Annotated in this window: 20 protein-coding genes; 17 read left to right on the top strand and 3 right to left on the bottom strand. The window is 59.3% G+C overall.

All coding sequences use genetic code 11. The annotated features are described in order from the left end of the window. The first annotated feature begins 126 nt into the window (after positions 1 to 126). Positions 127 to 1,449, top strand: coding sequence for a DUF6094 domain-containing protein (locus WDB66_RS13435; protein WP_339399115.1), 1,323 nt, complete (start codon positions 127 to 129; stop codon positions 1,447 to 1,449). A 53-nt stretch (positions 1,450 to 1,502) separates the two neighbouring features. On the opposite strand, the gene WDB66_RS13430 is transcribed toward WDB66_RS13435, so the two are convergent. Beyond that, on the bottom strand, positions 1,503 to 2,153 hold the full coding sequence (locus tag WDB66_RS13430; RefSeq protein ID WP_339399114.1) for a hypothetical protein: 651 nt from the start codon (positions 2,151 to 2,153) through the stop codon (positions 1,503 to 1,505). Here WDB66_RS13430 and WDB66_RS13425 point away from each other — a divergent pair. From WDB66_RS13425 to WDB66_RS13370, 12 genes are all read left to right on the top strand, one after another. Then, a complete protein-coding gene (locus tag WDB66_RS13425; protein WP_339399113.1) occupies positions 2,152 to 2,382 on the top strand; it encodes a hypothetical protein in 231 nt (76 codons plus the stop codon). The genes WDB66_RS13430 and WDB66_RS13425 overlap by 2 nt on opposite strands. Further along, the gene (locus WDB66_RS13420) at positions 2,379 to 2,675 is read left to right on the top strand and encodes a hypothetical protein (protein WP_339399112.1); all 297 of its coding nucleotides are present in this window, start codon (positions 2,379 to 2,381) and stop codon (positions 2,673 to 2,675) included. The genes WDB66_RS13425 and WDB66_RS13420 overlap by 4 nt, the downstream gene beginning before the upstream one ends. After that, positions 2,672 to 3,160, top strand: a complete 489-nt coding sequence (locus WDB66_RS13415; RefSeq protein WP_339399111.1) for an SLOG family protein — start codon at positions 2,672 to 2,674, stop codon at positions 3,158 to 3,160. Before WDB66_RS13420 ends, WDB66_RS13415 begins: the two co-directional genes overlap by 4 nt. 231 nt (positions 3,161 to 3,391) lie before the next feature. Next, positions 3,392 to 3,886 (top strand): hypothetical protein, encoded by a 495-nt coding sequence (locus WDB66_RS13410; protein ID WP_339399110.1) that lies wholly within the window; start codon positions 3,392 to 3,394, stop codon positions 3,884 to 3,886. Continuing rightward, the gene (locus tag WDB66_RS13405; protein ID WP_339399109.1) at positions 3,883 to 4,164 is read left to right on the top strand and encodes a hypothetical protein; all 282 of its coding nucleotides are present in this window, start codon (positions 3,883 to 3,885) and stop codon (positions 4,162 to 4,164) included. Before WDB66_RS13410 ends, WDB66_RS13405 begins: the two co-directional genes overlap by 4 nt. A gap of 1 nt (position 4,165) precedes the next feature. Next, positions 4,166 to 4,408: a hypothetical protein gene (locus WDB66_RS13400; RefSeq protein WP_339399108.1), complete on the top strand. Its 243-nt coding sequence runs from the start codon at positions 4,166 to 4,168 to the stop codon at positions 4,406 to 4,408. A 31-nt stretch (positions 4,409 to 4,439) separates the two neighbouring features. Next, a complete protein-coding gene (locus tag WDB66_RS13395) occupies positions 4,440 to 4,598 on the top strand; it encodes a hypothetical protein (protein ID WP_339399107.1) in 159 nt (52 codons plus the stop codon). Then, positions 4,598 to 4,804, top strand: a complete 207-nt coding sequence (locus WDB66_RS13390) for a hypothetical protein (RefSeq protein ID WP_339399106.1) — start codon at positions 4,598 to 4,600, stop codon at positions 4,802 to 4,804. The genes WDB66_RS13395 and WDB66_RS13390 overlap by 1 nt, the downstream gene beginning before the upstream one ends. Before the next feature lie 25 nt (positions 4,805 to 4,829). Further along, positions 4,830 to 5,165 (top strand): hypothetical protein, encoded by a 336-nt coding sequence (locus tag WDB66_RS13385; protein ID WP_339399105.1) that lies wholly within the window; start codon positions 4,830 to 4,832, stop codon positions 5,163 to 5,165. Positions 5,166 to 5,224: 59 nt separating this feature from the next. Further along, positions 5,225 to 5,701: a hypothetical protein gene (locus tag WDB66_RS13380; RefSeq protein ID WP_339399104.1), complete on the top strand. Its 477-nt coding sequence runs from the start codon at positions 5,225 to 5,227 to the stop codon at positions 5,699 to 5,701. Continuing rightward, positions 5,698 to 5,919, top strand: coding sequence for a hypothetical protein (locus WDB66_RS13375; RefSeq protein WP_339399103.1), 222 nt, complete (start codon positions 5,698 to 5,700; stop codon positions 5,917 to 5,919). Before WDB66_RS13380 ends, WDB66_RS13375 begins: the two co-directional genes overlap by 4 nt. Beyond that, positions 5,916 to 6,239, top strand: coding sequence for a hypothetical protein (locus tag WDB66_RS13370; protein ID WP_339399102.1), 324 nt, complete (start codon positions 5,916 to 5,918; stop codon positions 6,237 to 6,239). The genes WDB66_RS13375 and WDB66_RS13370 overlap by 4 nt, the downstream gene beginning before the upstream one ends. 4 nt (positions 6,240 to 6,243) lie before the next feature. Here WDB66_RS13370 and WDB66_RS13365 read toward each other — a convergent pair whose 3' ends face one another. Both WDB66_RS13365 and WDB66_RS13360 read right to left on the bottom strand, forming a co-directional pair. Further along, complete coding sequence (locus WDB66_RS13365; protein ID WP_339399101.1) at positions 6,244 to 7,542, bottom strand: Y-family DNA polymerase; 1,299 nt, start codon at positions 7,540 to 7,542, stop codon at positions 6,244 to 6,246. Further along, the gene (locus WDB66_RS13360) at positions 7,539 to 8,042 is read right to left on the bottom strand and encodes a LexA family protein (RefSeq protein WP_339399100.1); all 504 of its coding nucleotides are present in this window, start codon (positions 8,040 to 8,042) and stop codon (positions 7,539 to 7,541) included. The genes WDB66_RS13365 and WDB66_RS13360 overlap by 4 nt, the downstream gene beginning before the upstream one ends. A 286-nt stretch (positions 8,043 to 8,328) precedes the next feature. On the opposite strand from WDB66_RS13360, the gene WDB66_RS13355 reads away from it, so the two are divergent. The 4 genes from WDB66_RS13355 to WDB66_RS13340 all read left to right on the top strand — a co-directional run bounded on the left by WDB66_RS13355 (position 8,329) and on the right by WDB66_RS13340 (position 10,797). After that, positions 8,329 to 8,850, top strand: a complete 522-nt coding sequence (locus WDB66_RS13355) for a DUF3577 domain-containing protein (protein WP_339399099.1) — start codon at positions 8,329 to 8,331, stop codon at positions 8,848 to 8,850. 68 nt (positions 8,851 to 8,918) lie between these two features. Further along, positions 8,919 to 9,137, top strand: coding sequence for a hypothetical protein (locus WDB66_RS13350; RefSeq protein WP_339399098.1), 219 nt, complete (start codon positions 8,919 to 8,921; stop codon positions 9,135 to 9,137). A 486-nt stretch (positions 9,138 to 9,623) separates the two neighbouring features. After that, on the top strand, positions 9,624 to 10,214 hold the full coding sequence (locus WDB66_RS13345; protein ID WP_339399096.1) for a DUF3275 family protein: 591 nt from the start codon (positions 9,624 to 9,626) through the stop codon (positions 10,212 to 10,214). A gap of 121 nt (positions 10,215 to 10,335) precedes the next feature. Then, the gene (locus tag WDB66_RS13340; RefSeq protein WP_339399095.1) at positions 10,336 to 10,797 is read left to right on the top strand and encodes a hypothetical protein; all 462 of its coding nucleotides are present in this window, start codon (positions 10,336 to 10,338) and stop codon (positions 10,795 to 10,797) included. Positions 10,798 to 10,917 lie beyond the last annotated feature (120 nt).

Raw genomic sequence — 10,917 nt, 5'->3', positions numbered from 1 at the left:
CGCGTGCATGAAAAAGCCTCTGCAAGGCACACGCATTGCCCATCGGGCGATCGCCGGTCCCGTCCCCATCACCGGCAAGCGCACAAGCGCTGGGGACATTCTTGATGACTTGAAGAGGTATGAATCATGGCTCTTGTATTCCCACGTGTGGCCAGAAACCTGGCCAGGAACGGGTTTTTCCCAACCGATGCCGAGACGGTTCGCCGGATCGGTTTTGCACTCACGCCTACGGGTGACAAGCCGGTACGCATTCTGGATCCGTGCTGCGGCAAAGGAGAGGCAGTTGTCCAGCTGGTTCGTGATCTGGGGCTGCGCAAGGCGAAGACTTATGGTGTGGAACTGGACGCTGACCGTGCCATCCCGGCCCGGCAGCAGCTGACGCATCTGCTTTGGTCGGACGTGCAGGACACCTCGATCGAGGCTGGCGCGTTCGACCTGCTGTTCCTCAATCCGCCCTATGGAGATCTGGTGGCGGACAAGGCCGCGACCGGCAACGAGGACATCAGTCGGTTCGAGGAACTGTTTGTGCGCCGGACGATGCCGACCCTGGCCATGGGCGGGGTGATGGTGTTGATCATCCCGCACTATGAGATGCGGCCGAAACTGTGTGGTTGGCTGGCTCGATCGTTCGACCGGTTGACGGTTCGCCGTGCTGCGGTGGACACGTACAAGCAGGTGGTGATCTTCGGTATCCGCAGAAGGGCGGTGCAGGGGGATGTCTCAAGGCAGGTGGCCAAGCTGGTTGAGTTGGCTGCCAACCCCGAGTCGATTCCCTTTCTTCCGGAAAGCCCGGATGGGTGGGTTGATGGGGTAGTCGAAGATGTAGCTCCCGAGCAATTCATCGCGGTGGCTGCGGACTCGATTCAGCAGTTGCGCAAGGCTGACGTGGCTCGCGTTCTGGATGAGACGCCCCGTGCACACCGTCACCGTGTCGCCGGCTACATCAAGCTGCATCGTGTCGATTTGAGCGATGAGGTTGACCAGGTGGTGTCTGAATCTGGCGGTCTGGCGATGCTGACTTTCCCCTTGCGAGGGACGGTTACGTCCGAGGCGCCGATCAGGTTCGTGGCACACGAACTGGATCCGGTTTTCCTTGGGGATGCAGCTGCACGCAACCCGGTGCTGTGGAACACGTTTGAGAGCTGTCTGGGGCAGGGTGGAGTTGAACCCAACAAGCCGCCTTTGCACGAGATGTCGGACTGGCATATCGCCATGCTGACGGCTTCTGGACAGAGCAACGGCGTGATCGCCGATGAGTCCGGGTATCAGGTTCTGGTGAAGGGTCAGACGACCAAGACCCAGCACAAGACGACCGAGGTTGAGTACGGGGAGGATGGTCTTCCGGTGGCTGAAGTGTCCACGGTACGAGAGCGTTTCGTGGCCTCGATCCGCGCACTGGACATCACCCCCTGGTCACCCCGCTTCGGTGAGTCTTTCACGGTGCAGTAGCGCCATCCAAGCCGGCGATCAGAAGGATCGCCGGCTCTTCTTCTTCACAACCTTCAATAGGAAACGATGTCATGAAATTTCGTGTTGCTGTGGCATGTCGTGATGCAAATGGGTGTGCGGCGATGCCGGTGTTTGATGTCGAGGCTAATGAACAGGAACGGCGGGACGGTGTTCACTACCGCAAAGCTGCGGAACAGGCTACGCAGAAGGGCTATGAGTGGCCCTATGTCTGCTTTGATGACAGTGAGCAGGCTGTCATTCTGAAGTGCGCTCAGGCCCTTGGAATCGCAACTCAGGTTGTTGCGATCGACATGACTGGTGGAGCCATCCACTCGGTGCAAGCCGACGCGGGTGACATCCGAGTCATTTGCTATGACACGGATGATCTTTACGAGAGCGAGTTGGTTGAAGATCGACCACTTGGGAGCAACGGTGAAATGATCACGTGCTGGGCTTGTGATTGCCTGGCCGATGAGAATCCACACCTCGCCAAGCTCTTGTAGAGCTTGGCGCAGGCTTCGTTGTTTCAGCCCCCGTTCGGGGGCTTTTTCTTGCGCGTGATCCGGCTCGGTGCCGGCGTCGTCGCGTGCATGAAAAAGCCTCTGTAGGCACACGGATTGCCCATCGGGCGATCGCCGGTCCCGCCCCATCCACCGGCAAGCGCACAAGCGCTGGGGCATTGTCTGCAACAAGGAAATCAACATGAGCAATCATCAGTTGGAGATCCCGGCCAAAAAGCCGGGTTGGTTCTGTGTCACCTGTGGAGCGGAAGAGGTCTTCCACGATGCCCAGGTTCGCTGGTGTCGGGACACGCAGGATTGGGAGGTGGTCGCGGTACTCGACGATCACTGGTGTGAAGCCTGTGCCAATGCCGGCAAGGAAGGCGAGACGGTCTTTGGTGAGCTTGAAGACCAGCAGGAGGTGCCGGTATGAGCGCTTCTCAACCAACCATGCCAGCACTGCAATCAGCAGTGCATCGCGTTGCCACAACGGCCATGAAACTGTTGGGAAGGGGCTGTCGTGAGACGCTCAAGGACGTGGATGATCCGACCCTGGAAGAGGTGCTGATAGCCATGCGTGCCAAGGCCAAGGAGATCATGCCCAGCGTGCTGGAAGAGGTCCAGAAAAACCCGTGGCTGGTTGTACCCTTGCTTGATGATGCAGCGATGTCCGTGTATCAGTCTGGGAAGGCTCAACTGGAGGCGATCATGGAAGGTCGGTCATGACGATCCTGTCTGTCACCGGGCATCGCCCGGCCAGACTCGGTGGGTACGGAGATACGGTCAATGGCCGGCTCCATGCGCTGGCCCATCGAGTGCTTGGCGAGCGATCGCCAAAGCTGGTGTTGACGGGCATGGCACTTGGCTGGGATCAGGCCATTGCCAGGGCCGCACATGATCTGGACATCCCGTTCCATGCCTATATTCCGTTTTCAGGACAAGAGGCGCGCTGGCCAGACCATGCGCGTCGGCGCTATGAGAAGCTGCTGGCCGTTGCCGAAAAGCAGGTGCATGTCAGTCCCGCGTACAGCCCGGCCGCGCTGTTCCAGCGCAACGAGGCGATGGTGCGGGATTCAGACGAAGTGGTTGCACTCTACGATGGCAGCGGCAAAGGCGGCACCGCGCATTGCGTGGCGTTCGCCCGGCGTCTGGGAAAACCGGTCCTCAACGTCTACGCGATGTGGTTGGAAATGGCCCAATCTGGTCGCTGAACAAAAAAATGTTGCCCCAGGCAATTTGGTGTATGATCCGGACAGGTGATGTAAGATTTCATCTAGTGCGGCTCTGTTCCGTACCTTAAGCAACCCGGCAGGCATTCCTGCCGGGTTTTTTTTCGCCTGCTGTTTCCGCATGAATAGTCAATGAACAGAAAGGGCGCGTAAGTATTCCCAAAGGTGCGAAAGGGGCGCAGACTGGTTCCATCGACAGTCAAGGACCACCCCATGCAACGCACCGGAACACGTTTCACCCTGTACTTGCGGGAAGGCGCCGAAGAGGTGCTGGCCGGCTTTGAGAAAGAGCGGTCGCCGCGTATCAACCAGGTGGTACAGGACTACATGGGTTTCGTGGAACACCTGGTGCCGGGCCTGACGGCTGCACAGTGGCGGGTGCTGGTGGATCTGGTGGATGGTGATCCGAAGATGCTCGAAGAGCTGCGAACGGTCGCGCTGCTGTGGGGAGTTGTCCTGACACAGCAGGATGCTGCCCAGGCCCGAGGTGTGGATGCCAGCGAGCTGGCAGCTCACCTGCGTTCGTTCTCGGACCCCGAGCAACGGGCGCTGCGAGAGGTGCTGTGGCGAGTGCGTGCCCGGATCGAGCAGGGTCTGGATTTCAGTGTCGCATTGCAGCTGGCCGGTGCGCCTGTGGTGGATGCCTCATCAGAGGCGAAGCCGGCTACAAAGCAGACCGGGCGCAAGTCGCTCAGGAGTGGATCGTGAGTTCTGTTCGCATTCGCAAGGGGCGACTGCATGCGCTTCGTGGCAGCGGCAGGGCATGGTCGGAAGTGGCGCAGATCACGGGCTACTCCGTGGCTGCGGTGCGCGTGATGGATCAGGTTGGATCCATGAAGCATGCGTTGCCGGGCAAGCGTCGGGAACTGGCGGAACGGCTGGGTCTGATCGAGCTTGTGAAGCCTGGCGATCAGCATGCCGCTGTTGAGCAGGTCCACGTGGGTCATCCATCACTGAATCAACAAACCCCACTACAGGAGAGCTGACATGGAACAGAACATCGTGATGAGCAATTCGTTCGTCTTCGTCCTGGCATGCGTCTTCATGACGCTCCTGGGCATGTATCTGCGAAGCGTGTGTGAAGTGCGTCGTGGGCGCAGGTCGGAGACGGTCGATACCGAAGAGCTGGAAAAGTGGACGCAGGCGGAAAAGCTGATGAAGCGGGTGCTGTGGGTACTGGCCCCGGTGCTGGGCTTGGCGCTGCTGCTGTCTCGCAGTGCTTTCGGCTGAGCCAGGGTCAAATCAGGTGGGAGCTGGTGCCATGGACAAAAAACAGATCGAACAGCTGGTGCTCGATGAGCCACGTATGGCGCCCGTCATGGACATGCTTTCTGAGTTGTACCAGATGGATGAAACGCAGCTGGAAAAGCATTTTGAAGCGGTGCATGGGCGATTTGCGTTGGAACCAGAGGATCGGTAATGAACAAGGAATCACAAACCTTCCCGATGACCGATCTGGAAGCCATCGGAACGATTGTCGCTGTGTTCGAGGAACTGCAAAAGCGGCAGAAGATTGCCACGGACCAGGAGAGGCAGGTGTTGGAGCCGTTGCTTGTCCGCTCCGCGCAGGTGATCTCGCACGTGCGAACGCGACTAAATGCAACAAATCGAAGAAATCAGGGCTGAGTGCGCTGATACAAGGGGCAAGCACATGAAAACTACAGTTGAGTACCAGGGCTACTACGCCGAGCTTTCCCCGGTGCCAGGTCAGAATCTGGTGCAGGGCAGGTTGCTGTATGTGGCCGATGTGGTGGCTTTCACCGTGCCGCCGGCGGCGGCACGGGCCTGCTTTGGGCAGGTGGTGGAGGACTACCTGAAGAAGTGCCACCAGCTGGGCCGGATGCCGCCCTTTGTCTGCCCGCAATGCGATCAGCCCGCCGAGGATCTGCTGACCCATGCGTTCGCCACGGCGCTGTGCGGACAGCCGGTGTGTGCGGACTGTTACACGAAGGCGTGTGCACCTGCTGTTCGGGTCGGGAACTGCTGATGAGCGCGCTCAACGTGGTGGATTTAGTTGTGTTGGACTTGATGGTTTGAGGAGATTTTATGAACAAAAAAGATTTGCAGTACATTATGGATAGCGAGGAAGTCCCGAATGAACTCAAGGAGGTCATTCGACGCTACGGTGAAGTGGCTTGGAGATCGAGTCCTGACGGCAGATTGCTTTCAACGCCATCCGCATTTATTTATGGTCCGTTCGTGGGTATGGGGTTGTTCTTGGCAGTACACGCGCTTCTATCTTTATTCGGAGTGAGCTACATAGATGATCCGTTGCTGTACTTTGCGAGCGTCGCATTGTTCATGTTCCCGGTTGCTTTGTTGGGCATTCGCTACATGAGCCGAGTAATCTTAAGTTGGCGTAATGAGATGGGCGACACGTCGGATGAAAAAGACCGCATTCGTAAAGATTTGCACCAACATCTGAAGGCTTTTCTTTCATCTGAAAAATTGTCTGATGACATGCGGGAGTTCTTTACCAGGGTGGCGGAAAAACAACAGCGCCGGAAGCGCCTTTGGGGGTGATCAAGATGATGCGCGCCCGGCTCGGCTATGGACTGTCCTGGCTGCTGTATGCGCTGGGTCATCTTGCCTGGCTTGCCAGGTGCCCCTACCGGATCTATGACGGGCTGATGACCCGATCATTGAGTGTGCAGGATCGCTTCGGTGCCACCGGCCCGTGGGTGGCACCAAGCGGCGATGAACTGACTGGATCAGCGCTTAGCGAAGAGGCTGGCCGATGAGCTACTGGCGATTGTCCGTGCTGCCCGGCTTCATCCTTCTGACCGGCGCCATAGTGGCGCTCATGGCCCGTTTCGTCTTTTCCAAGACTCCAATGGTCGGCGCCCTTGCCGATCAGGTGGCCAGCTACGCATTCCCGGTGGCGCTGGTTCTGGCATTCGTGGTTTACATGTGGAATTTGCTGGCGGTCCTGGAATGGCAGCGCAATCCAGATGCAGCAGCCTGTCGCCACTGCGGTGGCCCGCTGGGCCACATCAAGGACGGCCGCTGGGGGCCGTATTCCAAGTGTTTCGCGTGTGGGCGGAACACGCCTCGCACGTAGGCGATCAGCAATAGGCAGTCGGCAGCTCTTCAATGCGCGTGGTGTAACGCGGTGACAGCGAAGCCTGACGCATCGCCCAGGTGGGCGCCTTCTGCCAACCCGTGGCAGCAAAACCGATCACGCCACGCCCGAACCTGGCATTGATTCCGTCCACAACGTCCATGAGGCCATCGCCGGCTGCTGCCGGCGCAAACAGATCGGGTTGGACCAACTCACGCTCTACCAGGTCCAGAAGCCAAACCCCGGCCTTCCTGTAGCAGTGATCAGTCTTGAAGAAGCCTGATTGCAGCAGTCGATGCATGGTGTGCAGCAGCTCGCGTGTGTCCGATGTCGGGATTGGCAGTGCGGCCACGCGCTGCGGGTGGTGTTGAGGCAGATCCGACCGGAAAGCATCGGTGGATGCGAACACACCCAGGGCGCCGGCCACCAGATTCCGGGATCTCAACTTCTCGCCGGCACGCACGGCGAACGTCGCCAGGGCCTGGGCGATATCGTCGTGATTCTGGACAGCGCGCCCGAAGGTGCGGCTGACCATGATCTGTTTCCGCGCCGGCTCCATTTCGGTCAGAGCGAGGCAAGAATCGCCACGCAGCTCGCGCTGAGTGCGCAGCAGGACGACGCCGAATTGATCGGCAATGTGCTGCGAGTCGGCATCACGCAGCGCAAGGGCATGGTCGATGTCCAGGCTGCGCAGGCGCTCTGCCCAGCGGTGGCCAACACCCCAGACATTCGCCACCGGCGTGGCTTCCAGGATGCCCGCCAGTGCGGCTGGAGGAAGTGCGCACAGGTCTGCCACGCCGGCAAGATCGGCCGGGTACTGGCCAGGCTTGCGCGTGACCGTCTTGGCGACGTGGTTGGCCAGCTTGGCCAGTGTCTTTGTCGGGCCGATGCCGATGCAGGTGGGTATGCCGGTCCAGCGCCACACGCGATCGCTCAACGCTTGCGCCCACGGGCCGCGTTGCGTGATCTGGCGCCGATCCAGCAGGAAAGATTCATCAATGCTGTACGCCTCAACCGGCAAGCCGGTGTCGCGCAAGATGGAAAGCACGCGGGCGCTGATGTCTCCGTAAAGCGGAAAGTTCGCAGACCGTATGTGGAGCTGTCGCCGGACGGTGACCGGAACCTGGTGGATGGGATGTCCCATACGAATCCCGAGTGCCTTGGCTTCCTGGCTGCGAGCGATCACGCACCCGTCATTGTTGCTGAGCACCACGACCGGTACGCCGCACAGGTGGGGCTGGAAGATCCGCTCACAGGAGGCGTAGAAGTTGTTGGCGTCGATCAGATGGAACGCAGTGTTCATGCGCTGATCGTTCGTGAGCCGCTGTACTGACCGTGCCCTCGGTGCATCTGCCTGGCCACGCTGGCTACCACGTAGATTTCCACCTCGGTTTCCAATGGCAGCACGATGGGCGTGTGCCGAGGGTTGCGACAGTGCAGCTCGATGTGGGTCGGCATCAAGCGAAGCACCTTGCAGGTTGGCTGATTGCCTTCCCAAGTGGCGATCACGATGTGACCATCCACAGGTTCGATGCTGCGATCGACCACCAGAATGTCGCCGTCGCAGATGCCGGCCAGGATCATCGACCAGCCGGATGCGCGGTACAGATACGAGGCGGCCGGATTGCGGATCAGCACCTGGTTGAGGTCGATGCCTTCGTCAAGGAAGTCCTCTGCCGGCGAAGGAAAGCCAAGGGCAACACGGGCCGCGCCCATGGGTAGGTGCAGCTCTGGCGGTTCGGGGTGCACTGCACCCAGGGGGATCGCGACGGTGTGCGATAGCGTGGTGGTTTCAATCGGCATGGCGGGACGGAGCAAGAGGCAGGCTGTTAGCAGCAATGCTAACAGGTGCTGGTGTCGAGTCAGGCACTCACTTTACGGGTTGACACAAATGGCGTGCCATGCCTAGACTGGCATCGTTAGCGGCACCTCAGCGTTTCTGAGGTCGGTCCACTCGCATCCAACCTGGACCAGGCTCACAAGAGCCGGATGCATCCTCAACTCAACCCTGACGGGAGACAGACTCTCCCCGACCAGGGTGGTGTTCTGTCTTCCTGAATGGGTATTTTTCATTCAAGGAGTCTTCACCATGAGCACCGCTACCAACAATTTCCACAACACCGCCCTTCGTGGACCTGCCTACCTGAACGACGTTCGGATGGTCACTCCCAAGGGATCTCGCCGTGGCGAACCATATTTGGCCGCCCGCGTGAAGTTTTTGCAGGGTGCCAAGAACCCTGCGCAAGGCGACCCTGATGAGGGTTTCCTCGTCAACTGCAACATCCAAGGCCCTGCGGCTGAGCTTCTGAACCAGTACGCTGGTTCTGAATCGCAGATCTGGGCTGTTGTCCGCGTCAGCAATTTGTCGTCCTCGATCTACACTCGGTCGAAGGACAGCAAGTACGGCAAGGCTGGTGACCCGGCCATTGCCAACTACGGACGCCTTTATGCCGTCGAACAGATGTATGTCGACGGAAACAAGGTCTACTCTCGCACTGACGAGGCAGCGGAAGCTGACTCCCAGGCGAAAAAGGACGCCCCTCGCCGCGCAGCGGTGATGGGTGACCAGCACGATGGTTCGTCGTTCGATGACGATGACATCGGATTCTGAGTTCCACGCCGCAACCGAAAGGCACCCTCACCAGGGTGCCTTTCGGCTTTTATGGGCAGGAGAAATCCATGAACATCTACGAGATTTGGGGGAACAAAAACCCCGACACCGGCGCCTTCATGCAGAAGACCCGCCGCGTCCTCAAAAACGATGAGCAAGCCGAAGAAGAAGCACATCGTCTCTTCGGGCAACACGGTCAAGAGCATGAGGTCCACTTCCTGTATCCGGTCACTGCCGATGTTGAGGCACTTGATCGCGAATGGGATCCGCATGAGCTGCCGTTCTGAATGCAATGAAGGTACGGCAGGTTTCCTGCCGTACCAATGATGTGTGCATGGACCTGGGCATCCGGGTGCCCAGGTCCATGCACATCCCATCTACGTGCTGAACTGCCCCGCGACGGCCTCCCTACCTTCACATCATCATGCGGCCGTTTTGCCAGTCGCACCTGGTGATGTCATTCCTGATCAGGCTCGACCGCACGAGCACAAGGCTTCACCTGTGCGGTAATCAAAAATAAATCACGGTCCGCCCCCTGCTCCGTGTGCAGCGTTGGTTTGGCAAGGCCATCGCGGGGCCTACTTGCCGTGTCCCGGTGAGACTTGCCGGGACGCGGTTTCCCCAGGCGCACTTGCAAAAGTGTGCCTGGGGAAACCGAACATCCCCTTTGCTTGGAATCCATCGGCATCTGCCGATTCGGCCTCACCGATCTGAAAAGGCCAGCCGGCTTGTACCGGCGATCGACTCTCCCACCCAAGCAAAGGAGCACCACCATGTGGTTCCAGGGCACTCTGGCCGTCAAGGCCGTCAATGGCCGCAACGGCCCGTTCAATGTCGCCAAACTCCATCTGGAGATTGGCGAGTTTGCAATCAAACACCCCCTGATCCAGCAACTGGATGAAGGGCGCTACCCCGTCACTGCTGACGTGGAAAACATCTTCATCGCCACCCGGCCAGCCAATGGAGCTTCCATTTCGGAACTGGCGGTGTGGGCACGTGATCTTCAGATCCAGTCCGATGAAGCGCAGGAAAACTCGGATGACAACGATCCCCTGATGGCGCCGGGGCTGGTTGAGGAACCCGAGGATGAGATTCCTGATCCTCCGACACCTGTTGCCAGCAAGGACGAACCGCAATCTGCTGACGGGAGCGATCTGCACCCAACATCGGATGAGGACGCAGAACCTGATCCGGATTCGGAGGTGGCCAAGCTGTTTGGCGATCTTGCTCAGGCCGTGCTGGCACGCCAGCCCGTCAAGCTGGATCCCGCATCGGGCTTGATGCGCAAACAGGTCGCCTACCTGAAAGCCAATGGCTTCCGGTTCAAGTCGACCGACAAGATCTGGTTGCCCATCATCGAGTAAAGGGAAAAGCAGGCCGGCAATCATGCCGGCCTGCTCGCTTCTGACTTGCCCGGTGGATTTCCCTGGATGTGTGGCGTTGTCCGCGCACCCAGGGAAATCCACCACCGCAAGAGAGGCCCCGATGAAAACCGAACCCATCATGATGTTCCCTGGTGTCTATCCGATCAGCCGCTGCGAGCGAAAGGTACAGGTCGGCGCCAAAGCCATCCTGGCTCGCGCCGGTCTGCTTGATGCGGTTTGGCCCACGCGAGATCGCATCGAGCACATCTTCTACAACACGTTGACCCAGCGCATTTGGGTTCGACAAACCAACCGGCATTACCCGGTCATGGATCTCAAACAAGCCGTCGTGCATCTGAAGAAGAACGGCTCGGACGCAAGCGACTGTCGGCCTCTGGCCGGCTTGCTTGAAGCTCCACACTACAGGGCGGTCATGATCGACATCCGATCCCCGACAGTCTGGCGGCGTCGGGTACAACACAACCGCCCACCCCTGGCAGGGGACACCCGGGTGATGGTCCACGTCGAACCGACAAGGCCCATCGCCCCGCAGCTGGCCAGCTTTATGGCGCCGCTGGAGTAGCCCTGCCCTTCCAGCCCCCATCCGGGGGCTTTTTCATGTGCGCGAGCCGGCCCGGTGCCGGCGTCTGCGCGCACATGAAAAAGCCTCTGCAAGGCACACGCATTGCCCATCGGGCGATAC

Source organism: Denitratimonas organivorans, assembly GCF_037478135.1.
GTDB lineage: Bacteria > Pseudomonadota > Gammaproteobacteria > Xanthomonadales > Xanthomonadaceae > Denitratimonas.
The sequence above is the reverse complement of the archived record's forward strand: the minus strand, read 5'-3'. Positions and strand labels throughout refer to the sequence as shown.